The following is a 25,921-nucleotide window of genomic DNA, read 5'->3' on the forward strand; positions in this document are numbered from 1 at the left end:
CGGTGACGCGGCACAATTGCATCTCCCATAATTGCAACTCCCCCTGACAGACTGCGCGCGCCAATGCCGTTCAATATCCCGATTCTCCTGACGTGGCTGCGGATCGTGGCGATTCCGCTCGTAGTGGGCGTGTTCTATCTGCCGCAGTCGGTGCTGAGCCCGATGCATCAGAATGTCGCAGCCATGTGGATCTTCATCCTCGCGGCGCTGACCGACTGGTTCGACGGCTATCTCGCCCGCAAGTGGAACCAGACCTCGTCGTTCGGCGCGTTCCTCGATCCGGTCGCCGACAAGCTGATGGTCACGGCCGCGCTGCTCGTGCTCGTGCACCTGCAGCGTCTCGACGCGGTGATCGCGCTGGTGATCGTGGGCCGCGAGATTGCGATTTCGGCGCTGCGCGAGTGGATGGCGCAGATCGGCGCTTCGAAGAGCGTGGCGGTGAATCAGCTCGGCAAGTTCAAGACGGCGTGCCAGATGGTCGCGATTCCGATGCTGCTGTTCTACGCGCCGCTCACGCTCGACGGCAAGACGCTGTTCGATTCGCGCGTGTGGGGCACGTGGCTCATCTACGTGGCAGCGGTGCTGACGATCTGGTCGATGCTCTATTACATGAAGCTCGCATGGCCGCAGATCCGCGAGCGCGGAAGCCTCTAAGCAAGGGAGATTCGCGCGGTCGATCGATCCTGTGATCGACCGCCATCGACACGAATCGACCCCGGCGCGAATCTTTTTCCAAAAAGATCACACGAAGGGGTTGACACGATTCAGCGGGTTATACATAATCTCACTTCTCCGCTGCACGACAAGCAGCAAACGAAGCAGATGCGGTGGAGATAGCAGGAAATAGCCGAAGATAAGCAGTCAATCAGCGGCGAAGGTAGTAAGGCAGCAAATACGCGGGAGTAGCTCAGTTGGTAGAGCGCAACCTTGCCAAGGTTGAGGTCGCGAGTTCGAGACTCGTCTCCCGCTCCAGATTCTGGATGCGGCGTTTTGCTAAACTGTGAAACGAAGTATCGGCAGCAAAGAGTAGTGAAGCAGTAAATATGCGGGAGTAGCTCAGTTGGTAGAGCGCAACCTTGCCAAGGTTGAGGTCGCGAGTTCGAGACTCGTCTCCCGCTCCAGATTCTCGGGGAAGCAGCGCTTCCCCTTTTGTTTGGTGGGCCGCAAGGCCATCGCAAAAATCTGTCGGTAGTTGTGAGCGCAAGCAGTTTTCTGCGCCCCAGACATCGAACAGTCCGCTTTTGGCGCGATAGCAAAGCGGTTATGCAGCGGCCTGCAAAGCCGTGTAGGCCGGTTCGACTCCGGCTCGCGCCTCCAAGTAGTTCAAGAAAAAGCCACCTTCGGGTGGCTTTTTCTTTTTCTGCTTTCCGTTCGCCGCTTTTCTTCTTCGCGGATGCGCCATCGATCGCCGCGCGCGCGTCGTCATCGCGCGTGCACAATAGCGGATCGCTTCCCACGGATCTCCGCCATGTCCATCGAACTTCCCGACGAAGAGCGCACGCTCGCAATCGCGTCGATCCAGCGTTACTTCGAAGCCAACATGGAGGAACCGATCGGCAATATCGCCGCGGGCGGTCTGCTGGGTTTTTTTCTCGAAGAGATTGCGCCGGCCATCTACAACCGCGCGATCGCCGACGCCCAGGAGCGCATGCAGGCGCGCATCGTCGAACTCGATATCGATCTGCACGAACAGCCGTTTCAATACTGGCGCAAGTACGAGACGCCGCGCCGCCGCAAGTAGTGTTTCGCTCGCGCCGCAAGGCATAATCGGCCTTTCAGCAAGCTTCGATGGAATTCTTATGACCGCGCAGTCCCCCGCATTGCCGACCGTTCAACTCGACTGGCAATGGCAAGCTTTCGATGCGCTCAGCGCGCGTGACGTGTACGCCATGCTCAAGCTGCGCTCCGACGTGTTCGTGGTCGAGCAGAACTGCGTCTACGGCGACATCGACGGCGAGGACGACACGGCTTGGCATCTGTTCGCCTGGGGCGAGCGCGACGGCAAGCGGGCGCTGGCGGGCTATCTGCGCGTGCTGGTGCCCAGCGCCGACGATCCCGACGTGCGGATTGGCCGCGTGGTGACGTCGCCGGCATTTCGCGGCATCAAGCTCGGCAACGGGCTGCTCGAACGCGCGATCGCGCACAGCGCGCGTCAATGGCCGGGCGTGCCCATGCGACTGCATGCGCAGGCGCATCTGCAGAAGTTCTACGGTGCATTCGGCTTCACGCCGGTTTCGGAGATTCACGACGAAGACGGCATCCCGCACGTGTGGATGCGTTCGGCCTGATGGTTTGACGCCCGAATCGCTCAGGTGCGCAGCGGCTTGTCTTGCTGCTGTTCCTGCTGCGCGGCGCGTGCCCGGCCACGCTTCGGCTGCGTACGCTGCAGACGCCCGCGCGCGGAAAGGCGCATCCAGTGGCGCAACGCAAGCAGCGCGCCGATCACGCTCATCATCGAGCCCGGAATCCACAGCAACAGGCCGCCGATCTGCTGATCGCGCATCGGCGAAAGCCAGGTGAACGCGCGTCCGCAGATCGAGTAAATCGGATAAAGCTCGTGCGACGTGAAGAAGATGAACGCGCCGAGCACGATCTGCGGCGGAATCGCGGCGATTACCACCAGCACGCGTTTGCCTGGCGCGAGGCGCGCGGGCGGCGCGGGCCGCGGGTCGAGCACGAGCCACCAGAACAGCAGCCCGTCGATCACCATGCTCCAGTTCATGACGCGATAAAGCCGCCAGTCGAGCATCGCGACGAAGTGAATCGGCGAGAGCAGCCAGAAATAGATCAGTCCGACGAACAGCGTCACGGCGACGACGGGATGCATCACCACGTCGAGCGCGATGCGCACGGGCCGCGCGGCGAGCGCGGGCCGCACGAAGCGCTGACGCCACGCGAACGGAATGCCCGCGCGCAGCGCCGCGCCGGGGTACGAGAGGGCGATGAAGAATGGCCCGAGATGATGCAGCACGAGATGCTGCGCGCGATGCATGAAGAACTCGTGCTCGAAGAAGTAATCGAGCCGCGTATGCAGCGCGATGTAGAGCGCGCCGAGTCCGAACCAGAACGAAAGCCGGCGCGCGAGCGTGACGCGCGCCTTGTGCTGCCCGCGCACGAATAGCAGCGCCGCCACGCCGATCGCGATCACGACGGTCGGCGAGGGTTCCCAGGGATCGAGCCAGTAGAGCGGGTTCATCGCGGGATTCTGCTCGGGTTCATCGCGGGATTCTGCTCGGGTTCATCGCGAGGCGCTGAGTGGAGGCGCTTTGAAGCGTCCGCGACGCGTTACTGCTGCGACGGCGGCTTCACCGCGAACGGCGTGTCGAGCGTCGCGCCATCCGAGAACTTCAGTTTGAGGTGCACCGTGTCGCCCGGCGCGACCTTGTGCTTCGCATGCTCGAGCATCAGGTGATAGCCGCCCGGTGTGATGTCGAGCGTGCCGTGCGCGGGCACCGTCGCCTTGTGAACCATCACCATTTTCTGTGTCGATCCGTTCGACACGGTCTGATGCAGCATCACCATGCCGTAGTCGTCGCTCGATACACCGACGAGATCGATGGGCTTCTCGCCATCATTCTTGAGCGTGACATAGCCCGCCGCCGGCAGATCGTTCGGCAGCCAGCGCACCCATGCGTTCTGCGCGCTGATCGCCACGTCGGCGGCGTGCGCTGCGGGCGCGAACGCGCTGAACGAGCAGGCAAGCGCGAAGCCGAACGTTGCGGTGAGGGACTTGAGTTTCATCGTCATGGCAGTTCCTGTTGCGGGTGGTGCGGGAAATCGGTTCATGTTGCGCGCGGCACGTAGCTAGCCGTCCTTAGCCGTCATTCGCCGTCATGCGGGCGTGTCGATGATGCGGCGCACGTCCTGCGCGATTGCGGCCGCTGTGTCCCGGTCGGTGGCGAGCAGGCGCGCGTGGCCCTGCGCGTCGAACACATAGACGGCCGAGCTGTGCGTGACTTCGTAGCTGCCGTCCGGGTCGCGCTTCTCCATCTGATACGCGACGCGATAGCGTTTCGCGAGCGCTTCCACCTGCGCGTCGCTGCCCGTGAGGCCGAGCGCGTGCTGCGCATCGAAAGCGCCTACGTAGGCGTGCAAGCCGCCCGGCGTGTCGCGCGCGGGATCGACGGAGATGAAGAGTATCCGCACGTGCTGCGCGTCGGGTCCGAGATTCGCTATGACCTGCATCAGCCGCGCCATCGTTTCCGGACACACGTCCGGACAATGCGTGTAGCCGAAGTAGACGAGCGCGGTCTGGCCGCGCAGGTCGCGGGCCGTCATCGGCTGGCCGTTGTCGGCGGTGAGCGTGAAGGCGAGGTCGGGCAGATGGCCCTGGACGTCGGTCAACTGCCACGGTTCGGCCGGATGCGAGCAGGCGCCGAGTAGCGCAGCAGCGGTTAATGCGGCGCCCCATGAAGCGATCGTCGCGACGAACCGCTGCGCGGCGCGCGCTGTTCGGCGAGCGTGGCGCGAGGGAGGGGAGTCGGCGAACGGGCGGATCAAAGGCTGTCTCGGGAAAGCGTTGCTTTGAGGAGGTCGACCGGCGCGGACGGACCGTGAAGCCCGGCTGGGCGTAGCGGTCGGCCCTGCGTCATGCCGGTGGACTGTAGCAAAATTGCGGCCTCGCTGCCGCGCGTGCTTCGTCCGGGCGGCGTGCCGCTGCCGAAACGGGGACAAAATGCCACATCGGCGGGCGCTCAGGCGTCGCCAGCCAGGCGATGCGTCCAGGCCACTTTTTGTGCAAGAAAGTGTGTCAAAACGCGTCCGCAGGGCCGTTTTCTCGATAATTAAAGGCAGTCGCGGTAAGATTCGCACACTTTCCCAGGCAGGCGCACGCGTCTGCCGAACCGATATCCGGCGCACGCGCCGAGGGGTGAAAAGGCCGTAATGCACGCAATTCCGCAAGCACTTCCCGCAGCACTGCCGTTCGACAAGACGGCATTTTTCTTCGATTTCGACGGCACGCTCGTCGAACTCGCGCCCACGCCCGACGGCGTGCTCGTGCATCCCGACATGCTGGCGCAACTCGCCGAACTGCGCCGCGCGACGAGCGGAGCGGTGGCGATCGTCTCCGGGCGCGGCATCGACAGCATCGACGACTTTCTCGCCATGCCCGACCTGCCGATCGCGGGCCTGCATGGCGCCGAGCGACGCGACGCGAATGGCGACACGCAGCGCGTCGGTTTTCACGACGCGCGCCTGCTGCACATGGAGCAGGTGCTCGCGGAAGTCGTGCGCATGCATCCGGGCACGCTGCTGGAGATCAAGGGCGCGGCGCTCGCGCTCCATTACCGCAACGCGCCGGAGCACGGCAACGCGGCGCGCGTGGCCACGGAGGCGCTCGCCGCCGAATTCGCCGACGCCTACGTGCTCCAGCCCGGCAAGATGGTCTACGAAATCAAGCCCAAGGACGTCGACAAGGGCCGCGCGCTGCGTGCGTTCCTCGACGAACCGCCGTTCGCGGGCCGCACGCCGGTGTTCGCCGGCGACGATCTGACCGACGAGAAGGGCTTCGCCGTGGTCAACGAATTCGGCGGTCTGTCGATCAAGGTCGGCGGCGGCGACACGATCGCCAGCACGCGCGTCGACTCGGTCGAGGCGCTGCTCGCCTGGCTCACCGCACTGGTCGCTGCGGCGCGCGGCGCCTGATGGCGTTGCGCGCGTTGTCTCTCTCGCTTCTCGCGCCGGCTGGTCCGGCGCATCTGTTTCACTCCCAGCACGGAACCTGCATCTCATGAGCCGACTGATCATCGTGTCGAACCGGGTCGCGCCGATTTCCGAAGGCGGCCCGGCCGCCGGCGGTCTCGCGGTCGGCGTGTACGACGCACTCAAGGAAACCGGCGGCATGTGGTTTGGCTGGAGCGGCGACGTGCTGTCGTCCGGCCAGCCGGGCATCCAGCTCGAAGAACGCGGCCCCGTCACGTTCGCGACCATCGGCCTGCTGCGCCGCGACTACGACCAGTACTATCGCGGCTTCTCGAACGCCACGCTGTGGCCCGCGTTTCACTATCGCGCCGATCTGGTCCAGTACGACCGCCACGACTACGAAGGCTATTGCCGCGTGAATGCGTGGCTCGCGCAACAGCTCGTGCCGCTGCTGCACGACGACGACGTCATCTGGGTTCACGACTATCACCTGATCCCGTTCGCGCAGGCGCTGCGCGCGGCGGGCGTGAAGAACCGCATCGGCTTCTTCCTGCACATTCCGTTTCCGGCGTCGCAGGTGCTGCTGGCGGTGCCGCCGCATCGCGAACTGGTCGAGGCGCTGTGCTCGTTCGATCTGCTCGGGTTTCAGACGAAGCCCGATCTGCGCGCGTTCTGCGATTACATCGTCAACGAGGCGGACGGCTCGGTCGAAAAGCGCGCCGACGGTCTCACGCAGATCACGGCCTTCGGCAAGACGCTGGCCGCGAACGATTACCCGATCGGCGTCTATCCCGACGAAGTGGCCGAACTCGCCAAAGCCGGCGAGCGCGGCAAGCCGGTGCGCACGCTGAAGGCGGCGCTGCATGGCCGCAAGGTCATCATGAGCGTCGACCGCCTCGATTACTCGAAGGGGCTCGTCGAGCGTTTTCGCGCCTTCGAACGGCTGCTCGAAAGTGCGCCGGCGCAGCGCAACAAGGTGTCGTTCGTGCAGATCGCGCCGCCCACGCGCGCCGACCTGCACGCGTATCAGGACATCCGTCTGCGGCTCGAAGCGGAGTCGGGGCGCATCAACGGACGCTTCGCCGAACTGGACTGGACGCCGATCTGGTACATCCATCGTCAATACGAACGCGCCGTGCTCGCCGCGCTGTTCCGCGCCTCGCACGTGGGCTACGTCACGCCGCTGCGCGACGGCATGAACCTCGTGGCGAAGGAATACGTGTCCGCGCAGGATCCCGAAAATCCGGGCGTGCTGGTGCTGTCGCGTTTCGCGGGCGCGGCGCAGGAGCTGGGCGGCGCGCTGATCGTGAATCCGCTCGACATCGACGGCATGGCCGACGCGCTCGGCAAGGCGCTGGCGATGCCGCTCGCCGAGCGCCTCGCGCGCTACAACGACATGATGGTGCAACTGCGCGAGAACAACGTCTCGGTGTGGCGCGACCGCTTCATGCGCGATCTCACGGACGTGCCCAAACGCTCGGTCGCTTGAGCGTCCGGCGCGTGGTGCGGGCGAGGGCGCTACATTCGCGGTAACGTACCCGCCAAAGAAAAAAGCCGCTTCTTTCGAAGCGGCTTTTTTTGCGTCTGAATCTCGCGAGTGAAATTCGCGAGCGATAGACGCGAATGACGTTTGCAAGCAACTCAGGCGACGTGTTTTTCGTCGGCCTTCTTGTTGCCGAGATGCAGCGTCGAGCCCTTGCCGTACTGCTTCGCGAGCAGTTCGCGATAGAGGCCCGGACGGTTGCGCAACTCATCGGGATTACCGTCGTCGATCACCTTGCCCGCGCTCATCACGATGATGCGGTCGAAGTTCTGCAGCGTCGACAGACGGTGCGCGATGGCGATCACGGTGCGGCCCACCATCAGACGGTCGAGCGCCTGCTGGATCGCTTCTTCCGACGCGCTGTCGAGTGCCGAAGTGGCTTCGTCGAGCAGCAGGATCGGCGCGTTCTTGAGGATCGCGCGCGCGATGGCGATGCGCTGGCGCTGGCCGCCCGAGAGCTTCACGCCGCGGTCGCCCACGATCGTGTCGTAGCCTTCGGGCATCGCCTCGATGAAGTCGGCGCAGCGCGCCTCGCGGGCGGCGGCGAGCACTTCCTCGCGGCTCGCCTCGGGGCGCCCATAGGCGATGTTTTCGTAGATCGAGCGGTGCAGCAGCGAGATGTCCTGCGGCACCAGCGCGATGGCGTGGCGCAGGCTGTCCTGCGTCACGTGCGCGATATTCTGGCCGTCGATCTTGATCGCGCCGCCCTGGGTCTCGTAGAAATGCTGGAGCAGGGCGAGCACCGTGGTCTTGCCCGCGCCCGACTTGCCGATCAGGCCCACGCGCTGGCCCGCCTGAATCTGCAGATCGAAGTGATCGAGAATCGGCTTGCGGTGCGGATAGGCGAAGGTCACGCCTTCGAAGTCCACGCGGCCGCCTTGCGCGACGAGCTCGCTCGCGTCGTCGCGGTCGGGCATGCCGTGCGGCTCCAGCAGCGTCTGCACGGCTTCAGCGAGACGCGCCACGTGCTGCGTCACGTCGACGAGCGCCACGGCCAGGTCGCGCGTGCCGTGCAGGATCGTGAAGCCCAGCGAGCTCACGAGCACGATGTCGCCCGACGTGGCCTTGCCCTGATCCCAGAGCCACAGCGCCCAGCCGAGCAGGCCGGCCGAGAGCATGGCCGTGATCACGGCGTGCAGCAGACGCAGCTTTTCGAGGTAGAGCAGGCTCTGGCGGCGCGCGTCCAGTTCGGCCTTGACGGTCGAACCGAAGCGCTTCTGCTCGCGAAACGTCATGCCGAAGGCGCGCACGAGCGCCATGTTGCCGATCACGTCGACGAGCTCGCCGTCCACGGCGGCCGCGCGGGAGGCGAACGCATGGTGGCGCGCCGAGCCGCGACCGGCCAGCTTGAACAGGATCACCGAGAGGATCGCCGAGCAGAGCAACAGACCGGCCGCCATCAGCGGATTCACGGCGATGATCATGACGATCGCGCCCGCCACCGCGATGCACGGCGGCAGCACGTTCCAGGCGGTGGTGTTCTCGGCCGTATAGACGGCGTTCGAGGTGGCGGTGATCCGGCTGGCGAGCGTACCGGGCTGTTTCTCCGAGTAATAAGTGGGCGAGTGGCCGCTCAGATACTGGAACAGGTCGCGCCTGAGGTCGCCGGTGACGGCGACGAACGTGTGCGCGGCGAACCAGCCGCCGACCCGCCAGAGCAGGTTGTCGGCGGCGATCAGGCCCACGAGGATCGCGAACGCGGTCCACAGCGGACCAGGATGGTGACGGCCGGTACCGAGCACGTCGATCAGATGCTTGATCGCGTACTGCGAAGCGAGCGCGCACCCGACAGCCGCGAACACGCTGGCGAGCACGACGGCGTGGGCGAACGGATGGCGCTTGATGTAGCGGAAAAGGAACGCGAGCGGCCGCCGCGCATAGCTCGCGAGCTTTGCGTTGTGGGCGTTACGCTGGGCGATGGTCAGATGTTCCAATTGATCGGTGGTCGGTCTGACGGAGCTTCGTCCGTACGAGGTGGAAAAAAGAAATAGGAAGGCGCTGCGGCAAACCTGACGGAATATCCGCATTGTAAACATCCATTACGCGGGGCGCATGCCCCGTGCCTGATGCGCGCGCATCTTATCGCGACTACGCGGCAACCGGTGTGCCTTCCTGCAAGGTGTCGTGGCCAAGGTTCAGCAGGTTTTCCCGGCCTTTTTAGAGATACAATTATGAATTGCGTTCGGCATTCTTCGATGCGCTGTCGCATCGCGTTATCCGAACAGTCTGCAAACAGTTTGTGAACATCGCGCGAACGGTTCGCGAACGGTCTGCGTCAGTGTCCCACAGTGGACCAGGATTCACGCGTGCGATTCGTAAGATGTCGCATGCGTCACGCGCCAGACGGCGTGTGACGGCCCGGTTCCGGTTGCCAGCGCCACGCGCCGGCCGGAAGCGCTCCCTTAATCTATAACTGTCTTTAAAAACAGGGGGTTGCGGAGTGTTTCCAGTTTGTAACAACGTAAAGACTTTGAAATGTTCTAGCCGGCTATGGGTGCAAACCCCGATAATGCCGACTCGAACGGCGTAGGGAAATTGACAGCTTTTGTGTCAACGACAGCGACCCCTGCGCGTTTACCGCCTGAGCCGCCGCGCGTGACGATCCGTCACGAGACAACTGCGTCGGTCTGTGTGCCGGGCATCCGGCGCGGTTAGCGGTACGGAACGCCTGGCAGGGCGAGCGGCAAACACGCCGCGGCTCGCGAGGTCGATTGTCAAACTTGCAGTACTTTGCCCGATTTATTACGAGGAAGGAGTTCACCACTATGCGAATCGCTCAAATCGCTCCGTTGCACGAGGCGGTTCCTCCCAAGCTGTACGGCGGCACGGAACGGGTGGTCTCCTACCTGACCGAAGCGCTGGTCGAACAGGGTCACGATGTTACGCTGTTCGCGAGCGGCGATTCGATTACCTCGGCGAAGCTCGAAGCTTTCTGGCCGCAGGCGCTGCGCCTCGACCCCACGATTCGCGACGTGATGGCTCCGCACATGCTGCTGCTCGAAGAAGTGCGCCGCCGCGCGCATGAATTCGACGTGCTGCATTTCCACATCGACTACTACCCGTTCTCGCTGTTCCAGCGTCAGGAAGTGCCTTTCGTCACGACGATGCACGGCCGCCTGGACCTGCCGGAACTGCAACCGATCTTCAACGCGTTCAGCGACGTGCCGGTCGTCTCGATCTCGGACAACCAGCGCCTGCCGCTGCAGCAAGCCAACTGGCAACAGACCGTCTACCACGGCCTGCCGGAAGACGTGCTGCGTCCGATCGAAAACGTCGAACCGGGCTATCTCGCCTTCCTCGGCCGCGTTTCGCCGGAGAAGGGTCTGGACAAGGCGATCCGCATCGCTGGTCAGGCCGGCATGAAGCTCAAGGTCGCCGCCAAGATCGACAAGGCCGACCGCGCCTACTACGAAGAAGTCATCAAGCCGCTGATGGCGCAGTCGCACGTCGAGTACATCGGCGAAATCGGCGAGCACGAAAAGCGTGAATTCCTCGGCAACGCGCACGCGCTGGTGTTCCCGATCGACTGGCCGGAGCCCTTCGGTCTGGTCATGATCGAAGCCATGGCTTGCGGCACGCCGGTCATCGCGTTCAAGCGCGGTTCGGTGCCGGAAGTCATCGACAACGGCGTGTCGGGTTTCGTCGTCGAAGACGAAATCAGCGCGGTCGCGGCGGTCAAGCGCCTGTCCACGCTGTCGCGCGAGAAGGTGCGCGGCGCGTTCGAATCGCGTTTCTCGTCGAAGGTCATGGCGAAGAACTACGTCGCCGTGTACGAAGAAATGCTGCGCCAGAAGCGCCGCACCGTGCTGCGCGAGGTCAACGCCAGCTAAGCGCGCGGTTCGGGCCGTCGTCTGACGGCTCGCGCGAGTTTTCACAACGCCTCAGTGCCTTGCACTGGGGCGTTGTTACATTTACGCCGCACGTAACGGTTCTCACCGGCTGCGAGCGTGAGGGGCGGCGGCAATGTCCCTATAATGGCCGTTCCGCGAAATTGGCGGCCTTTTTTTACGACAGCGACATCAGGAGAAGTGCCTTGGCAAGAACCCGACCGACGCGCGCCGTCACCGTTCCCGGTGCCGGCACGATGTTCGCGTTGCGCGCGATCGGTCTCGTGATCCTTGCGCGCTGGCTCCATTCGATGGCGCAGATGAATTTCATCGCGGCGCTCGAGGGAATGGCCTCGTCGCCGGTCGCGTGTCTGAATCTCGTCTTCCTGTTTCTGCTGATCGTGTTGCCGGGCGCGAAGGCGCGCGTGGAGCGTCCGTTCCATCCGCTGCCGCAATGGCTGCGTCAGGCGCTGCGCTTCTTCGGCGTTTTCGGTTGTCTGTTCGCGCTCTGGTCGATCGGCGCCTTCGTCTGGATGGCGGGCTGGCGTCGCGCCGTGCACGCCGCCGCCGAGACCAACGGCTGGCTCGTGGTGCTGCCCGCGCTGTACGCGGCCGTTGTGTGGATCTGCCGTCCGCGGGCGCTGTGGCGGTCGAACTTCGCGGCGCGGCGTTTTGCGATCGGACGCTATGCGGTCTCGATCGATGTCGCGACGCGCACGACGGTGGTCTGGCTCGAAAGCCGCAAGCTCGGCCAGTATGACGCGCGCGAGTTGTCGGTGCGCTGGCCCGGCGGCGCGCGGGTGCGGGATGGATCGAATCCTGGGCGGGCGGGTGAGCCGGGCGGCGTGGGCGCCGCGCCGGTCAGCGAACCGGTCGGCGAGCCGGTGATACCGGCGCACGCACCGCTCGATGCCGAGACCACGCTGGCGGCGTCGGCTGAGTCGGCTGCGCCCGTGGTTCCGGCTGCACCGGCCACGGCACCCACGCCAAGTACGCAGATCGCGCTGATCGCGCCGGTTCAGACGGCTGCGTCGTCGCACGACCGCCGTCCGAAAATCGCATTGATGTGGGACTCGCCGGCCGCGGCGGGGCACAACCGTCAGACCGTGTTCCGCATCCGTCTTATGACCGAGGGCGACCGCGTGGCCGCCCGCGCGCTGGATGCCGCGCTGAAACAGGCTTGATGCGCGAGCGCGGTTCGCCGCGTCGCGGGTTGCCGCCTGGTTTCTCGCGTTTCTGCTATTCCTTCTGCTTGTCTCTGCTTCGATCGTCTTTACGATTTCCGCCGTCACCGCGGAGCGCGCTCCGCCCCAGCTTGCCGATCCATCGCCGCTTCGAAGGAGTCGCCATGCTAGTCCGCTGGTTGCTTGCCGCCATTCATCTGCTGGCCTTCGGTTTCGCGCTCGCCTCGATCGTGCGGCGCTCGCGCGGTCTGCGCCGCTGCACCTCGACAGAAGGGCTGCCCGCCATCTTCAGCGCCGATAACGGCTGGGGCGGCTCGGCGCTGGTGCTGATCGTCACGGGCGCGATGCGTGCGTTCGGCGGCTTCGAGAAGGGCGCGGACTACTACCTGCACGAACCGCTCTTTCACGTGAAGATGGGCGCGCTCGTGCTGATCCTTCTGCTCGAAATCGCTCCGATGATGGCGCTCCTGCGCTGGCGCAACGCCGTCAAAAACGGCGACGTGCCCGATCTCACGCACGCGCCGAAATACGCACGCATCGGCAGGTGGCAGACGCTGTTGCTCGTGGTGATGGTGTTTGCCGCGACCGGCATGGCGCGCGGTATCGGGCTGGCGGGAATGGGCGCGGACGGCGCGTCGTAACGGGACGCCCGCGCGGAAGTGCCCCGGACGCCATTCATCAGCAATCCGAACCGATGGCCGCAAATGAAAAAAGCCCCGTTGCTTGCGCAACGGGGCTTTTTATCTTCGGTGCTTGTCTTTACCAACACCAGAATCCTGGTGGGTAGTACTGGGATCGAACCAGTGACCCCTGCCGTGTGAAGGCAGTGCTCTACCGCTGAGCTAACCACCCGAAGAGATTCAGATTATGCCGGGCATTTTCAGTCTTGTAAAGCCCTTTTTTAAGTATTTTGCACAGTACCCGAATTTTCTTCGACGACGGGCTGTGTGCGCCAGACCGAGGTGCCTTTGAGCGCCTTGTCGAGGCCGTCGAGCAGGGCGTCGTGCTCGCTGATCTCGTCGGCGCTCGCGGCGATCACGGGCAGCGCGAGCGTCTCGAAGCGCACGCGCGGCGCGGCGCCGGCATCGTTCGCGTCGTGCGCGCTCGACATGTCGATCACGAGGCTTTCCTGGCCGCGCGTCATCGCCAGATAGACTTCGGCGAGCAGTTCCGAGTCGAGCAGTGCGCCGTGCAGCGTGCGGTGCGCGTTGCTGATGCCGAAGCGGTCGCACAGCGCATCGAGCGAATTGCGTTTGCCCGGGAAGATCTGCTTGGCCTGCACCAGCGTGTCGATCACCTCGCCGCAATGCTGCTTGAGCGGCGGCTGGCCGACCATCGCAAGTTCGGCATCGAGAAAGCCGATGTCGAACGGCGCGTTGTGAATGATCAGTTCCGCGCCGCGAATGAAGTCGAGAATCTCGTTCGCGACTTCGGCGAATTTCGGCTTGTCGGAGAGGAATTCGGTGGTCAGGCCGTGCACCGCGAGCGCGCCGGGGTCGCTGTCGCGTTCCGGGTTGATGTAGAAGTGCAGGTTGTTGCCCGTGAGCCGGCGGTTCACGAGCTCGACGCAGCCGATTTCGATGATGCGGTCGCCCGTGCGGGCGTTCAGGCCGGTGGTTTCGGTATCGAGAATGATCTGGCGCATGGCGTTTGAAACAGGATTGCGTGGGCGGCGCGCGTGTCGGCGGACAGGACGCGCCGCGTTTTAAAGGCTCAGAGTTCGGTGAGCGTGGCGACGCCGCGGTTCGCGAGCGCGTCGGCGCGCTCGTTTTCCGGATGGCCGGCGTGGCCCTTGACCCAGCGCCACTCCACCTCGTGTTGCGCGACGAGCGCGTCGAGGCGCTTCCACAGGTCGTCGTTCTTGACGGGCGTTTTCGCGGCGGTCATCCAGTTCTTCTTTTTCCAGCCGTGAATCCATTCGCTGATGCCTTTCTGCACATATTGCGAATCGGTGTGCACGATTACCTTGCACGGGCGCTTGAGCGCTTCGAGCGCGGCGATCACGCCCATCAGCTCCATGCGGTTGTTGGTCGTGCCGGCCTCGCCGCCGAACAGTTCCTTTTCCTGCGCGCCGAAGCGCAGCAGCGCGCCCCAGCCGCCGGGGCCAGGGTTGCCCTTGCAGGCGCCGTCCGTGAAGATTTCGACGAAGTCGGGTGTGCTCATGAGTCCTTGTTGCGTGTAGGGGAAGGGGTGGTGGCCGCGGCCTTCAGGCTCGGCGCCAGCACCGGTTTCTTGACCTTCAGCGGTCCGACGAGGCGCATGCCGCGCACGCGCTTGATCGCCGTGATCATGTAGACCGCGCCGAAGATCGCCCACCAGCGGTCGCCCGCGGCTTCCATGAAGCCATAGCGGCCGAGCCATTTGTCGGTCGAAAGCGGCGGCCGATAGCAGCCGAAGCGCCCGCGTTCGAGTTCGAAGCCGAGCAGCTTGATCCAGTCTTTCAGACGCGTGAAGGCGATCAGGTCCTGACGCGCGGGCAGGAAAGGGCGGCCCGTGAGTTTGCCCGCCGACTGACGCGCGCCCCACAGCGACAGCGAGTTGAAGCCGACGATCACGAGCTGGCCCTCGGGCATCAGCACGCGTTCGGCTTCGCGCAGCAGGCGGTGCGGGTCGCTCGTGAATTCGAGCGTGTGCGGCATCACGATCAGGTCGACGCTCTGCGCCTCGAACGGCAGATCGAGATGATCGCACCAGATCGTGCTGCGCCCGGCCGGAGCATGCAGCGACGGCGCGGCGCTCGTATCGATGCGGCCGGCGTTCTGCCCTGCATGAACCGAAGCGTGATGCGAGCCGCCCGGCGCGAGCGGCGCAACGTAAGGCGCGCTGGCCGCGCTCGCGCCGTCGAGCACGAGCGCGCGGCACGACATGCGGTTTTCGCGCAGCGCGTCGAGTTGCGGCAGGCCGATTTGCAGCGCATGGTAGCCGAAAATGTTCGACACCATGCGATCCAGTTGCTCCTGCTCCCAGTCGAGCACGTACCTTCCGGCGGGCGAAGCGGTCCAGGCGGGCCAGTCTATAATCGTTCGGTCAGACATGTCGAAGAGTACGTCGCCCCATGAAGAGTCCGCTTGAGCACGCGCGCGCGTCTTCCGCTGCGCTCGAATACGTGCCGGTTCCGGCTTTTGAAGATAACTACATCTGGGTCGTGTCGGACGGCCGCAATGCCGTCGCCGTCGATCCGGGCGACGCCGCGCCGGTTCGCGATTATGTGGCGAAACGAGGCTGGCGGCTCTGCGCTATTTTACTCACCCATCACCACAACGACCACGTCGGCGGAGTGGCCGATCTCCTTTCGGATGAGCGCGTGCCCGTCTACGGCCCGGCCGGCGAGGCACTCGGTCCGCTCGATCCGTTCGTCACGCGCGTGCGTGGCGGCGACACGGTGCGCATCGAAGCGCCCGCGCTCGATCTGAAGGTGATGGATGTACCGGGCCACACGCGCGGACACATCGCCTATTTTCAGGCGGCGGGTTCACTGAACGCCGTGCCCCATCTTTTTTGCGGCGACACGCTGTTCGCCTGCGGTTGCGGCCGCCTGTTCGAAGGCACGCCCGCGCAGATGCTCGCGTCGCTCGATTCGTTTGCCGCGTTGCCCGGCGACACACAGGTTCATTGCGCCCACGAATACACGCTTTCTAACATTCGTTTCGCGCTCGCCTGCGATCCGGACAACGCCGCGCTGCACGACTGGAGCGCGAAGGCTTCGGCGCTGCGCGAACGCGGTGTGCCGACCTTGCCGACCACGATCGCCCACGAGCGCGCGGTGAATCCTTTCCTGCGCGCCGACGATCCCGCCGTGCAGGCCACGCTTGCCGACGCGCTGCATGAAACGGTGCCCGACCGGCTGGCCGCATTCACGCTGATGCGCGAATGGAAGAACAGGTTCCGCTGAAGGTTCCGCTGACCCACTGCGATGCGTGGGTATGCTCAACCCAAACGTATGGAACCACACCCAAGCTGCGGATTTGCATGGCTTTTTCCAATTATTCCGATTGACGGAAACGTGTGCGTTCCGTACTATCGGCTGCAAATTCCAGCCTTGCGGATGTAGACGTTCATGCGATTTATCCTAAGTGCGCTGCTGGTCCTCATGCTCGCCGCGTGCGCGAGCGGCGGGCCTGCGGCGAATTCAGCCAGCTCTCTTTCTCCCGCCGACCCCCAGGCGCGCGCCGACCAGATCCGTAAGACTTCCGCAGCGAAAGAAACGATTAACGTCGATAACGGCTCGGTCGATCAGCTCACGAGCCCGGACGCCGACCTTTGGGGTCGTATTCGCCGCGGCTTCCAGATGCCCGATCTGCAGAGCGATCTGGTCGACATGAATGCGCAGTGGTATGCGGAGCGTCCCGACTACGTGGCGCGCATGACCGAGCGCTCGCAAAAATATCTGTACCACATCGTCGAAGAGCTCGAAGCGCGCCATATGCCGACCGAGCTTGCGCTGCTGCCGTTCATCGAATCTGCCTATAACCCGCAGGCGCTGTCGGTCGCGAAGGCCGCGGGCATGTGGCAGTTCGTGCCGGGCACGGGCCGCACTTACAACCTCAAGCAGAACATGTGGCAGGACGAGCGCCGCGACGTGCTGGCCTCGACCAGCGCCGCGCTCGATTACCTCTCGCGTCTGCACGACATGTTCGGCGACTGGTATCTCGCGCTCGCCGCGTACAACTGGGGCGAGGGCAACGTGCAGCGCGCCATCGCGCGCAACCAGGCCGCCGGTCTGCCGACCGACTACCAGAGCCTGCGCATGCCCAACGAGACGCGCAATTACGTGCCGAAGCTCCAGGCCGTCAAGAACATCGTGATGAATCCGCAGCAGTACGGTCTCACGCTGCCTTCGATTCCGAACCACCCGTATTTCGTCACCGTCACCACCTCGCACGACATCGACGTGGATGTCGCGGCCAAGCTCGCGAACATGGCGCCCGACGAGTTCCGCTCGCTCAATCCGTCGTTCAAGAAGCCGGTCATTCTCGGCGCGACCGACCCGCAGATCCTGCTGCCGTTCGATAACGCCAGCGCATTCGAGCGCAACCTGAAGTCGTATTCGGGCCAGCTCTCGTCGTGGACGGTGTACACCACCGATTCGCGCGCCACGCCGGCGGCCATCGCGCAGAAGATCGGCGTGGACGCGGACACGCTCATGTCGGTCAACAAGATTCCGGCGGGCATGCGCCTGAAGCCCGGGTCGACGCTCGTGGTGCCGCGCACCGACGACGGCGACGACGAAGACATCAGCGCCGACGTCGCCGAAAGCGCCGTGCTCGCGATGGAGCCGGACGTGCCCGACACGCGCAAGATGCTGATCCGCGTGCGCCGCAAGCAGTCGATGGAAACGATCGCCAGCCGCTACGGCGTCTCGGTCGGCCAGCTCAAGGCGTGGAACCGCACGCATCGCGATCTCGCGTCGCCGGGGCAGGTGCTGGTGCTGCACGTGCCGGTCGGCAAGTCGATGCCGAGCGAGCCGGGCCCCGAGCGTCTGGCAACGAACGTTTCCGGTGGCGGCGTGCAGCGCATCGGCACCCGGATTGCAGACACCGGCTCGAAGTCGCGCTACGATAAGAAACACGGTCGCGCGCGCAACGAAGTCGTGAAGGTTTCCGAACCGGTCAAGGCCAAGGCTTCCAGCGCAGCGCCCAGCAAGGCGTCGAAGGGTACGGCGAGCCGCTCGAAGGCCGACACCCACACGCAGAAGCACAAGTCCAAATAGCGGCAGCGTAGGGTGCTCAGCTATGCGTTGCGGGGGCAGCGCATGGTGTTTCGCTCCGATCACTACTAGCTTTTTGACGCCGTCACCCCGCCAGGTGACGGCGTTTTCGTTGGTGTGTCCGGATTGCGTTGGGCGTGCGTTCGATGTGCGCGTGATTGTTGTCACAAGTTGTTGCCACAAGCGCGGGGCGGCCGGGAGATAAAAGGGCGCGAGCGTCGCGATGACAGGCGCACGACGAATTTGCCCGATCCCGCTCCCCATTTGTCCTGCGCGCCGCGCCGCCTATAGTGGAAAGGGCGTCGTGGCGCCTCCCGGCACCGCGCCGATGGCCCGACGTCATCTCGAAATTTGAAGGAAAGGGTAATTTCGCGCTATAATTTCAAGGTTTGAGCTTATCAACCCGCACCCTAGCGCCTACCTCCCCCCATCCGTTCATCCGCCGCCCGCGCTTTACCGTCGAAATGGCCGGCTGCCGCCCGATCGAGCGTCACAAACGCACCTTCAGGCCCGGCGCCCAGACTGCCAGACGCACGGATAAGCCGCGCAACGAGTGCGCCGCGCGCGCGTCCTGATTCCGCCGTACAGGATGCCGACGCCGCAGCCGCTCCAGGTCGCAAGATCGCAACGTCGGACAACAGGTCGGCACAGGGTGCTCCCCCAAGGAGTCTCCCGTGTTGCCGTCATTCTCTCCCGCTCTGCTCGCGCTCGCCGACGGCACGGTCTTTCGTGGTTATTCGATCGGCGCGCCCGGCCATACGATCGGCGAAGTCGTGTTCAACACGGCTATCACCGGTTATCAGGAAATCCTGACCGACCCGAGCTACGCTCGCCAGATCGTCACCCTCACGTATCCGCATATCGGCAATGTCGGCGTCAACGCCGAAGACGTCGAAGCCACGAAAGTCCATGCCGCCGGTCTGATCATTCGCGACCTGCCCGTGCTCGCCTCCAACTTCCGCATGGAGCGCACGCTCGGCCAGTATCTGAAGGACGAAGGCGTGGTCGCCATCGCCGGTATCGATACGCGCAAGCTCACGCGTATCCTGCGCGACAAGGGCGCGCAGAACGGCGCGATCCTCGCCGGTTCCGACGACGAAGCCAAGGCGATCGAACTCGCGCGCTCGTTCCCGGGCCTCGCGGGCATGGACCTCGCAAAGGTCGTCTCGACCGACAAGACCTACACGTGGAACACCACGGAGTGGCGTCTGGGCGAAGGCTACCGCACGCAATCGGCGCCGAAGTACAAGGTCGTCGCGTTCGACTACGGCGTGAAGCAGAACATCCTGCGCATGCTCGCCGAGCGCGGCTGCGACGTCACGGTGCTGCCGGCGCAAGCCACGGCTGAGGACGCGCTCGCGCTGAACCCGGACGGCGTGTTCCTCTCGAACGGCCCCGGCGATCCGGAACCGTGCGACTACGCGATCAAGGCGGCACAGACGCTCATCGAGCGCGGCATCCCCACGTTCGGCATCTGTCTCGGTCACCAGATCATGGGCCTCGCCGTCGGCGCGAAGACGCTCAAGATGAAGACGGGCCACCACGGCGCGAACCATCCGGTGAAGGATCTCGGCGATGGCCGCGTGGTCATCACGTCGCAGAACCACGGCTTCGCGGTCGACGCCGCATCGCTGCCGTCGAATGCGCGCGTGACGCACGTTTCGCTGTTCGACGGCACGCTGCAAGGTTTCGAGCTGACCGACAAGCCCGCGTTCTGCTTCCAGGGTCACCCGGAAGCGTCGCCCGGCCCGCACGACATCGGCTACCTGTTCGACCGCTTCACGGCGCTGATGGACAAGGCCCGGGCGTAAGCGCGGCCCGCAGGAACGAGCAGAGCAGGGTGCGCAGCGAGCCGGGTTTCGATCCGGCCCACGCGCGCACCCGGCGGCGAGCAGAGCAGGCAAGCCGCCAGACGTAAAAGACACAGGAATATTTAGCGAGAGCGTTATGCCCAAGCGGACAGACATCAAGAGCATTCTCATCATCGGCGCGGGTCCGATCATCATCGGCCAGGCGTGCGAGTTCGACTATTCGGGCGCGCAGGCATGCAAGGCGCTGCGTGAAGAAGGCTACAAGGTCATCCTCGTCAACAGCAATCCGGCGACGATCATGACCGACCCGAACACGGCCGACGTCACCTACATCGAGCCGATCACGTGGGAAGTGGTGGAGCGCATCATCGAGAAGGAGCGCCCGGACGCGATCCTGCCGACGATGGGCGGCCAGACCGCGCTGAACTGCGCGCTCGATCTGCATCACCACGGCGTGCTGACGAAGTACAACGTCGAGCTGATCGGCGCATCGCCGGAAGCCATCGACAAGGCCGAAGACCGCCAGAAGTTCAAGGACGCGATGACCAAGATCGGTCTCGGTTCGGCGAAGTCGGGCGTCGCGCACTCGATGGAAGAGGCGCTCAAGGTGCAAGGCGAGATCGCCGAATTCACCGGCACGGGCGGCTATCCGGTCGTGATCCGTCCGTCGTTCACGCTCGGCGGTTCGGGCGGCGGCATCGCGTACAACCGCGAAGAGTTCGAAGAGATCTGCAAGCGCGGTCTCGACCTCTCGCCCACGCGCGAACTGCTGATCGAGGAATCGCTGCTCGGCTGGAAGGAATACGAGATGGAAGTGGTCCGCGACAAGGCGGATAACTGCATCATCGTGTGCTCGATCGAAAACCTGGACCCGATGGGCATCCACACCGGCGACTCGATCACGGTCGCGCCGGCGCAAACGCTCACCGACAAGGAATATCAGATCCTGCGCGACGCCTCGCTGGCGGTGCTGCGCGAGATCGGCGTGGACACGGGCGGTTCGAACGTGCAGTTCTCGATCGATCCGAAGACCGGCCGCATGATCGTGATCGAAATGAACCCGCGCGTGTCGCGTTCGTCGGCACTGGCATCGAAGGCCACGGGCTTCCCGATCGCCAAGGTCGCGGCGAAGCTGGCCGTCGGCTACACGCTGGACGAGCTCAAGAACGAAATCACCGGCGGCGCGACCCCGGCGTCGTTCGAGCCGACCATCGACTACGTCGTCACGAAGATCCCCCGTTTCGCGTTCGAAAAATTCCGCGAAGCCGATTCGCGCCTCACCACGCAGATGAAGTCGGTCGGCGAAGTGATGGCGATTGGCCGCACGTTCCAGGAATCGTTCCAGAAGGCGCTGCGCGGTCTCGAAGTCGGCGTCGACGGTCTGGACGAAAAGACCACGAGCCGCGACGAGATCATCCGCGAGATCGGCGAAGCCGGTCCGGACCGCATCTGGTATGTGGGCGACGCATTCCGCGTGGGCATGACGCGCGAAGAGATCTTCGAAGAAACCGCAATCGATCCGTGGTTCCTCGCGCAGATCGAACAGATCATCCAGAAGGAAGAAGCCGCGAAGGGCCGCACGCTCGAAAGCCTCTCGAAGGACGAGCTGAAGTACCTCAAGCAAAGCGGTTTCTCGGATCGCCGTCTGGCGAAGCTGCTGGGCAGCAACGCCGCGGACGTGCGCAAGCGTCGTATCGAGCTGAACGTGCGCCCGGTCTACAAGCGCGTGGACACCTGCGCGGCCGAGTTCGCCACCAAGACCGCCTACATGTACTCGACCTATGAGGAAGAGTGCGAGGCGAGCCCGACGAACAACAAGAAGATCATGGTGCTGGGCGGCGGCCCGAACCGGATCGGCCAGGGTATCGAGTTCGACTACTGCTGCGTGCACGCTGCACTCGCGATGCGCGAAGACGGCTACGAAACGATCATGGTCAACTGCAACCCGGAAACGGTGTCGACCGACTACGACACGTCCGACCGTCTGTACTTCGAGTCGCTCACGCTCGAAGACGTGCTCGAAATCGTCGATCTCGAAAAGCCGGTTGGCGTGATCGTGCAGTACGGCGGCCAGACGCCGCTGAAGCTCGCGCTCGACCTCGAGGCGAACGGCGTGCCCATCGTCGGCACCTCGCCGGACATGATCGACGCGGCCGAAGACCGCGAGCGCTTCCAGAAGCTGCTGCAGGACTTGAACCTGCGTCAGCCGCCGAACCGTACCGCACGCGCCGAAGACGAAGCGCTCAAGCTCGCCGACGAAATCGGCTACCCGCTCGTCGTGCGTCCGTCGTACGTGCTGGGCGGCCGCGCGATGGAAATCGTCCACGAGCCGCGCGATCTCGAGCGCTACATGCGCGAGGCCGTGAAGGTGTCGAACGACTCGCCGGTGCTGCTCGACCGCTTCCTGAACGACGCGATCGAATGCGACGTGGACTGCATTTCGGATGGCACGGACGTGTTCATCGGCGGCGTGATGGAGCACATCGAACAGGCGGGCGTGCACTCGGGCGACTCGGCTTGCTCGCTGCCGCCGTACTCGCTGTCGCAGGAAACGGTGACCGAGCTCAAGCGTCAAACCGCCGCCATGGCGAAGGCGCTGAACGTGGTCGGCCTGATGAACGTGCAGTTCGCGATCCAGCAGGTGCCGCAGGACGACGGTTCGAAGAAGGACATCATCTACGTGCTGGAAGTGAATCCGCGTGCGTCGCGTACGGTGCCGTACGTGTCGAAGGCGACCAGCCTGCCGCTCGCGAAGATCGCGGCGCGGGCGATGGTCGGCCAGAAGCTGGTCGACCAGGGCGTGACGAAGGAAGTCGTGCCGCCGTACTTCAGCGTGAAGGAAGCGGTGTTCCCCTTCATCAAGTTCCCGGCAGTCGATCCGGTGCTCGGACCCGAAATGCGTTCGACCGGCGAAGTGATGGGCGTGGGCAAGACCTTCGGTGAAGCGCTGTTCAAGTCGCAGCTCGCGGCCGGTTCGCGTCTGCCGGAGTCGGGCACCGTTTTCATCACGGTGATGGATTCGGACAAGCCGAAGGCCGTCGAAGTCGCGCGCATGCTGCACGAACTCGGCTACGGTCTGGTCGCCACGCGCGGCACGGCAGCGGCGATCGAAGCGGCCGGCGTGCCGGTCAAGGTCGTCAACAAGGTGAAGGACGGCCGTCCGCACATCGTCGACATGATCAAGAACGGCGAGATTTCGCTGGTGTTCACGACCGTCGACGAAACCCGCGCGGCGATCGCCGACTCGCGTTCGATCCGCATGAGCGCGCAGGCGAACAAGGTCACGTACTACACCACGATGTCCGGCGCGCGCGCCGCCGTCGAGGGTCTGCGCTACCTGAAGAACCTGGAAGTCTATGATTTACAAGGCCTCCACGCTCGCCTAAACTAAGGCTTCCTTTGCCTGTCCAATACGTAACGAGGCAGGCAAACAGCTGAATGTGCCGCGGTTAAGCGGCGTTCCAACAGGGTCTTCAGGCTGCGCACGCATGCGCCGCCACCCTCGCGGAATGCACTTAACCGCGGAATTTTTTTTATGGCCGTCCGCGCAGGCGCGGGCGGCATCAATACGGCCCCAAGCGGCTGAACGAGTTGTTTATGAGCACGATTCCCTTGACCAAGCGCGGCGCAGATCAACTTCGCGGAGAATTGCAGCGCCTGAAATCCGTCGAGCGTCCGGCGGTCATCAATTCGATCGCCGAAGCGCGCGCCCAGGGCGATCTGTCGGAAAACGCGGAATACGATGCCGCGAAGGAAAAGCAGGGCTTCATCGAAGGCCGCATCGCCGAAATCGAATCGAAGCTGGCGGCCGCGCAGGTCATCGACCCGTCCACGCTGGAGGCCGAAGGCCGCGTCGTGTTCGGCTCGACCGTCGATCTCGAGGACCTCGAATCGGGCAATACGGTCACGTACCAGATCGTCGGCGACGACGAAGCCGACCTCGAGCACGGCCTCATTTCGGTGAGCTCGCCCATCGCGCGCGCACTGATCGGCAAGTCGGAAGGCGACGTGGCCGCGGTGCAGGCGCCGAGCGGCGTGCGCGAGTACGAAGTCATCGAGGTTCGTTACATCTGAGAAGGCGCCGATCATGGGTCACGACGTGAAAAATGACGTGAGCGCCGCCATCGCGGCGAGCCGCCAGGGCGGCTCGCTCGTGCCGCACCGCCTGTTCGCGCTGATCGCGATGCTGTGGGTCGGCAGCCAGCTGACGATCGGTTACGCGGTGGCGCCCGTGCTGTTCGCGTCGCTCGACCACATGTCGGCGGGCGCGATCGCGGCGCAGGTGTTTCGCATCGAAGGCATGATCGGGCTCGTGAGCGGCGTGGTGCTGCTCATGCTCGCGAACGTGTTCGTGAAGCGCGGCGAGATCGGTTATCGGCGGCTGCGCTGGTTGCTGGTCGGCATGCTGCTGTGCGTGGTGGTCGGTTATTACGCGCTGCAGCCGTTCATGAACGCCATGCGCATGAATGCGGCGCAGGCGGGTATCGACATCGCTCATTCGGCGTATGCGAGCCGCTTCGGTATGCTGCACGGCATTTCGAGTCTGTTCTATCTGATCGAAAGCCTGCTGGGCGCGTGGCTCGTGTGGCTGCTGCCTTCGGCGCGTGGCGTGCGCCGCTGAGTGGCTGAGTGAAGTACGCGCGACTCGATCGCGCAACAAAAAAGCGCGGCATGCGTGCCGCGCTTTTTTATTTCGGCCTTCGGGCGAAGAAGCTGTCGCCCGGAACGGCTTGCTTACTTGGCGTTCTGATGCGAACGCTTCGCGCTGGTCTGACGCTTCTTGGCGCGCTTGACGTTGCCGCCTTGCGTGACGCGTTCGTTGCCCTTGACCGTGACGCTTTGCTTCTTCGGCTTGCGCATCGGGTTGTCCGACGGCTTGACGACCTTGACCACGCGCGGCGACGCGCCACGCTTGCCGGCTTCGCGTGCGCTCGGCACGTCGCCTGCCGGGCGCGACACGGTGCCGCGTGCGCCGGCGCGGGCCAGGGTGGTCTTCGGCTTGGCCTGTTCCGGCTTGTAGATCACCAGCAGCTTGCCGATGTGCTGGATGGGCGCGGCGTTCAGGCGGTCGCAGATCTCTTCGTAGATCGCCACGCGTTCTTCGCGCTCGTCGCCGAACACGCGCACCTTGATGAGCTGGTGGGCGTCGAGGTGAACCTGGATTTCCTTCAGGACGGCGTCGGTCAGTCCCTCGGCGCCGATGAGCACGACCGGTTTGAGCGCGTGAGCCGCGGAACGAAGTTCGGAGCGCTGTTCGGCAGTAAGAGTGAGGGCGGGCATGGGATGTGGCAGACTCGACTAAAATGACGGCGCTCGCCATGAATCGCGGCCACACAACAAGGGGCCGCCGGGCGAAAGGCGCGTCGGAAACAACGGAAAAAACCGTGGAGGACGGCGCGGCGCGGGCAGAGACCGGCAGGCGCGGCGGTGCAAACACGCCACAGAAACCGGACGGGCCGCGACGGCCGCACGAATTAAACGCGTATTATCCGCTAAAAGCGCGACATCACGCAGCAAGAGTTCATCTTTAATGGCAAAAAACCGCTTCAACACGTCGTGGCTGCACGACCATATTAACGATCCGTATGTGAAGATGGCGCAGCGGGAGGGTTATCGCGCCCGCGCCGCCTACAAGCTGAAGGAAATCGACGAGCAGGACAAACTGATCCGCCCGGGCATGGTGATCGTCGACCTCGGCGCCGCACCGGGCAGCTGGAGCCAGTACGCGCGCAACAAACTCGTGCAGAGCTCGAAGCGCGACGAGCAGCGTCAGGGCGGCATCGACGGCACAATCATTGCGCTCGACCTGCTGCCCATGGAGCCGATCGCCGACGTGCAATTCCTGCAGGGCGACTTCCGCGAAGACTCCGTGCTCGCGCAACTGGAAGAATCGCTGGGCGGTCGTCCGGTGGACCTTGTAATTTCGGACATGGCACCCAATCTGTCCGGAGTCGCGTCTGCGGACGCCGCGCGCATCGAGCATATTTGCGATCTCGCGCTCGAGTTTTCGCAGAATCATCTGAAACCTGATGGTGCCCTTTTAGTAAAATGCTTTCACGGCAGTGGTTACAGCCAGATCGTCGAGAACTTCAAGCATCAGTTCAAGGTCGTGGCCGCGCGCAAGCCGAAAGCTTCGCGCGATAAATCGTCCGAAACGTTTATATTGGGCAAACATCTGAAGCGACCCCGTTAAACCGGGCAACGCG

The 25,921-nt window shown here is 64.2% G+C and carries 23 protein-coding genes and 4 tRNA genes; 18 read left to right on the forward strand and 9 right to left on the reverse strand.

Going from position 1 to position 25,921, the window contains the following annotated elements; all coding sequences use genetic code 11:
• Window positions 1-63 precede the first annotated feature (63 nt).
• From pgsA to SB764_RS16820, 6 genes are all read left to right on the forward strand, one after another.
• Window positions 64-654, forward strand: coding sequence for a CDP-diacylglycerol--glycerol-3-phosphate 3-phosphatidyltransferase (pgsA, locus tag SB764_RS16795; RefSeq protein WP_065061326.1), 591 nt, complete (start codon window positions 64-66; stop codon window positions 652-654).
• 242 nt (window positions 655-896) lie between these two features.
• Window positions 897-972 (forward strand) — tRNA-Gly (locus tag SB764_RS16800).
• 73 nt (window positions 973-1,045) lie between these two features.
• Window positions 1,046-1,121, forward strand: a tRNA-Gly gene (locus SB764_RS16805).
• Window positions 1,122-1,243: 122 nt separating this feature from the next.
• A tRNA-Cys gene (locus SB764_RS16810) sits at window positions 1,244-1,317 on the forward strand.
• Between the two features lie 151 nt (window positions 1,318-1,468).
• A complete protein-coding gene (locus SB764_RS16815; RefSeq protein WP_065061327.1) occupies window positions 1,469-1,741 on the forward strand; it encodes a DUF2164 domain-containing protein in 273 nt (90 codons plus the stop codon).
• A gap of 58 nt (window positions 1,742-1,799) precedes the next feature.
• Complete coding sequence (locus SB764_RS16820) at window positions 1,800-2,288, forward strand: GNAT family N-acetyltransferase (RefSeq protein WP_065061328.1); 489 nt, start codon at window positions 1,800-1,802, stop codon at window positions 2,286-2,288.
• 20 nt (window positions 2,289-2,308) lie between these two features.
• Here the strand turns inward: SB764_RS16820 and SB764_RS16825 are convergent, their stop codons facing one another.
• The 3 genes from SB764_RS16825 to SB764_RS16835 form a co-directional block, all read right to left on the reverse strand.
• The gene (locus SB764_RS16825) at window positions 2,309-3,196 is read right to left on the reverse strand and encodes a cytochrome c oxidase assembly protein (RefSeq protein WP_065061329.1); all 888 of its coding nucleotides are present in this window, start codon (window positions 3,194-3,196) and stop codon (window positions 2,309-2,311) included.
• Window positions 3,197-3,285: 89 nt separating this feature from the next.
• Window positions 3,286-3,747, reverse strand: coding sequence for a copper chaperone PCu(A)C (locus SB764_RS16830; RefSeq protein ID WP_065061330.1), 462 nt, complete (start codon window positions 3,745-3,747; stop codon window positions 3,286-3,288).
• A gap of 84 nt (window positions 3,748-3,831) precedes the next feature.
• The gene (locus SB764_RS16835) at window positions 3,832-4,497 is read right to left on the reverse strand and encodes an SCO family protein (RefSeq protein WP_410864212.1); all 666 of its coding nucleotides are present in this window, start codon (window positions 4,495-4,497) and stop codon (window positions 3,832-3,834) included.
• Window positions 4,498-4,884: 387 nt separating this feature from the next.
• Here SB764_RS16835 and otsB point away from each other — a divergent pair, with 387 nt between their 5' ends.
• Both otsB and otsA read left to right on the forward strand, forming a co-directional pair.
• Window positions 4,885-5,646: a trehalose-phosphatase gene (otsB, locus tag SB764_RS16840; protein WP_110328340.1), complete on the forward strand. Its 762-nt coding sequence runs from the start codon at window positions 4,885-4,887 to the stop codon at window positions 5,644-5,646.
• An 85-nt stretch (window positions 5,647-5,731) separates the two neighbouring features.
• A complete protein-coding gene (otsA, locus tag SB764_RS16845) occupies window positions 5,732-7,132 on the forward strand; it encodes an alpha,alpha-trehalose-phosphate synthase (UDP-forming) (protein ID WP_065061332.1) in 1,401 nt (466 codons plus the stop codon).
• Between the two features lie 152 nt (window positions 7,133-7,284).
• On the opposite strand, the gene SB764_RS16850 is transcribed toward otsA, so the two are convergent.
• Complete coding sequence (locus SB764_RS16850; protein ID WP_065061333.1) at window positions 7,285-9,120, reverse strand: ABC transporter ATP-binding protein; 1,836 nt, start codon at window positions 9,118-9,120, stop codon at window positions 7,285-7,287.
• Window positions 9,121-9,951: 831 nt separating this feature from the next.
• Between SB764_RS16850 and SB764_RS16855 the strand changes: the two genes are divergently transcribed.
• The 3 genes from SB764_RS16855 to SB764_RS16865 all read left to right on the forward strand — a co-directional run bounded on the left by SB764_RS16855 (window position 9,952) and on the right by SB764_RS16865 (window position 12,838).
• Window positions 9,952-11,016 (forward strand): glycosyltransferase family 4 protein, encoded by a 1,065-nt coding sequence (locus SB764_RS16855; RefSeq protein WP_065061334.1) that lies wholly within the window; start codon window positions 9,952-9,954, stop codon window positions 11,014-11,016.
• Between the two features lie 203 nt (window positions 11,017-11,219).
• Window positions 11,220-12,197 (forward strand): hypothetical protein, encoded by a 978-nt coding sequence (locus tag SB764_RS16860; RefSeq protein ID WP_065061335.1) that lies wholly within the window; start codon window positions 11,220-11,222, stop codon window positions 12,195-12,197.
• A 164-nt stretch (window positions 12,198-12,361) separates the two neighbouring features.
• Window positions 12,362-12,838: a DUF2214 family protein gene (locus SB764_RS16865; protein ID WP_065061336.1), complete on the forward strand. Its 477-nt coding sequence runs from the start codon at window positions 12,362-12,364 to the stop codon at window positions 12,836-12,838.
• A gap of 136 nt (window positions 12,839-12,974) precedes the next feature.
• Here SB764_RS16865 and SB764_RS16870 read toward each other — a convergent pair.
• From SB764_RS16870 to SB764_RS16885, 4 genes are all read right to left on the reverse strand, one after another.
• Window positions 12,975-13,049 (reverse strand) — tRNA-Val (locus tag SB764_RS16870).
• Window positions 13,050-13,098: 49 nt separating this feature from the next.
• Complete coding sequence (dnaQ, locus tag SB764_RS16875; protein ID WP_065061337.1) at window positions 13,099-13,842, reverse strand: DNA polymerase III subunit epsilon; 744 nt, start codon at window positions 13,840-13,842, stop codon at window positions 13,099-13,101.
• 68 nt (window positions 13,843-13,910) lie between these two features.
• Window positions 13,911-14,360: a ribonuclease HI gene (gene rnhA / locus SB764_RS16880; RefSeq protein WP_065061338.1), complete on the reverse strand. Its 450-nt coding sequence runs from the start codon at window positions 14,358-14,360 to the stop codon at window positions 13,911-13,913.
• Complete coding sequence (locus tag SB764_RS16885; protein WP_065061339.1) at window positions 14,357-15,232, reverse strand: class I SAM-dependent methyltransferase; 876 nt, start codon at window positions 15,230-15,232, stop codon at window positions 14,357-14,359. Before SB764_RS16885 ends, rnhA begins: the two co-directional genes overlap by 4 nt.
• Before the next feature lie 20 nt (window positions 15,233-15,252).
• Here SB764_RS16885 and gloB point away from each other — a divergent pair, with 20 nt between their 5' ends.
• From gloB to SB764_RS16915, 6 genes are all read left to right on the forward strand, one after another.
• Window positions 15,253-16,089: a hydroxyacylglutathione hydrolase gene (gene gloB, locus SB764_RS16890; RefSeq protein ID WP_065061340.1), complete on the forward strand. Its 837-nt coding sequence runs from the start codon at window positions 15,253-15,255 to the stop codon at window positions 16,087-16,089.
• A gap of 165 nt (window positions 16,090-16,254) precedes the next feature.
• Window positions 16,255-17,907 (forward strand): transglycosylase SLT domain-containing protein, encoded by a 1,653-nt coding sequence (locus SB764_RS16895; RefSeq protein WP_065061341.1) that lies wholly within the window; start codon window positions 16,255-16,257, stop codon window positions 17,905-17,907.
• A 671-nt stretch (window positions 17,908-18,578) separates the two neighbouring features.
• Window positions 18,579-19,715 (forward strand): glutamine-hydrolyzing carbamoyl-phosphate synthase small subunit, encoded by a 1,137-nt coding sequence (gene carA / locus SB764_RS16900; protein ID WP_321855569.1) that lies wholly within the window; start codon window positions 18,579-18,581, stop codon window positions 19,713-19,715.
• Window positions 19,716-19,851: 136 nt separating this feature from the next.
• Window positions 19,852-23,106: a carbamoyl-phosphate synthase large subunit gene (gene carB, locus SB764_RS16905; protein WP_065061343.1), complete on the forward strand. Its 3,255-nt coding sequence runs from the start codon at window positions 19,852-19,854 to the stop codon at window positions 23,104-23,106.
• Window positions 23,107-23,312: 206 nt separating this feature from the next.
• Entirely contained in the window at window positions 23,313-23,789 is a 477-nt protein-coding gene (gene greA / locus SB764_RS16910; RefSeq protein ID WP_065061344.1) for a transcription elongation factor GreA, read from the forward strand.
• Window positions 23,790-23,868: 79 nt separating this feature from the next.
• Window positions 23,869-24,336: a DUF4149 domain-containing protein gene (locus tag SB764_RS16915; RefSeq protein WP_065061410.1), complete on the forward strand. Its 468-nt coding sequence runs from the start codon at window positions 23,869-23,871 to the stop codon at window positions 24,334-24,336.
• Between the two features lie 113 nt (window positions 24,337-24,449).
• Here SB764_RS16915 and yhbY read toward each other — a convergent pair whose 3' ends face one another.
• On the reverse strand, window positions 24,450-24,995 hold the full coding sequence (gene yhbY, locus SB764_RS16920) for a ribosome assembly RNA-binding protein YhbY (protein ID WP_065061345.1): 546 nt from the start codon (window positions 24,993-24,995) through the stop codon (window positions 24,450-24,452).
• Between the two features lie 250 nt (window positions 24,996-25,245).
• On the opposite strand from yhbY, the gene SB764_RS16925 reads away from it, so the two are divergent.
• A complete protein-coding gene (locus SB764_RS16925; RefSeq protein ID WP_065061346.1) occupies window positions 25,246-25,908 on the forward strand; it encodes an RlmE family RNA methyltransferase in 663 nt (220 codons plus the stop codon).
• Window positions 25,909-25,921 lie beyond the last annotated feature (13 nt).

This window comes from Paraburkholderia sp. SIMBA_027 (assembly GCF_046535315.1).
GTDB lineage: Bacteria > Pseudomonadota > Gammaproteobacteria > Burkholderiales > Burkholderiaceae > Paraburkholderia > Paraburkholderia tropica.

Excerpts from the sequence above, each read along its gene's own strand:
- SB764_RS16865 (WP_065061336.1), top strand. The coding sequence starts at position 12,362 with ATGCTAGTCCGCTGGTTGCTTGCCGCCATTCATCTGCTGGCCTTCGGT.
- gloB (WP_065061340.1), top strand. The coding sequence starts at position 15,253 with ATGAAGAGTCCGCTTGAGCACGCGCGCGCGTCTTCCGCTGCGCTCGAA.
- yhbY (WP_065061345.1), bottom strand. The coding sequence starts at position 24,995 with ATGCCCGCCCTCACTCTTACTGCCGAACAGCGCTCCGAACTTCGTTCC.
- carB (WP_065061343.1), top strand. The coding sequence starts at position 19,852 with ATGCCCAAGCGGACAGACATCAAGAGCATTCTCATCATCGGCGCGGGT.
- SB764_RS16830 (WP_065061330.1), bottom strand. The coding sequence starts at position 3,747 with ATGACGATGAAACTCAAGTCCCTCACCGCAACGTTCGGCTTCGCGCTT.
- SB764_RS16825 (WP_065061329.1), bottom strand. The coding sequence starts at position 3,196 with ATGAACCCGCTCTACTGGCTCGATCCCTGGGAACCCTCGCCGACCGTC.
- SB764_RS16855 (WP_065061334.1), top strand. The coding sequence starts at position 9,952 with ATGCGAATCGCTCAAATCGCTCCGTTGCACGAGGCGGTTCCTCCCAAG.
- SB764_RS16925 (WP_065061346.1), top strand. The coding sequence starts at position 25,246 with ATGGCAAAAAACCGCTTCAACACGTCGTGGCTGCACGACCATATTAAC.
- SB764_RS16885 (WP_065061339.1), bottom strand. The coding sequence starts at position 15,232 with ATGTCTGACCGAACGATTATAGACTGGCCCGCCTGGACCGCTTCGCCC.
- otsA (WP_065061332.1), top strand. The coding sequence starts at position 5,732 with ATGAGCCGACTGATCATCGTGTCGAACCGGGTCGCGCCGATTTCCGAA.
- greA (WP_065061344.1), top strand. The coding sequence starts at position 23,313 with ATGAGCACGATTCCCTTGACCAAGCGCGGCGCAGATCAACTTCGCGGA.
- SB764_RS16815 (WP_065061327.1), top strand. The coding sequence starts at position 1,469 with ATGTCCATCGAACTTCCCGACGAAGAGCGCACGCTCGCAATCGCGTCG.
- otsB (WP_110328340.1), top strand. The coding sequence starts at position 4,885 with ATGCACGCAATTCCGCAAGCACTTCCCGCAGCACTGCCGTTCGACAAG.
- dnaQ (WP_065061337.1), bottom strand. The coding sequence starts at position 13,842 with ATGCGCCAGATCATTCTCGATACCGAAACCACCGGCCTGAACGCCCGC.
- SB764_RS16895 (WP_065061341.1), top strand. The coding sequence starts at position 16,255 with ATGCGATTTATCCTAAGTGCGCTGCTGGTCCTCATGCTCGCCGCGTGC.
- rnhA (WP_065061338.1), bottom strand. The coding sequence starts at position 14,360 with ATGAGCACACCCGACTTCGTCGAAATCTTCACGGACGGCGCCTGCAAG.
- pgsA (WP_065061326.1), top strand. The coding sequence starts at position 64 with ATGCCGTTCAATATCCCGATTCTCCTGACGTGGCTGCGGATCGTGGCG.
- SB764_RS16820 (WP_065061328.1), top strand. The coding sequence starts at position 1,800 with ATGACCGCGCAGTCCCCCGCATTGCCGACCGTTCAACTCGACTGGCAA.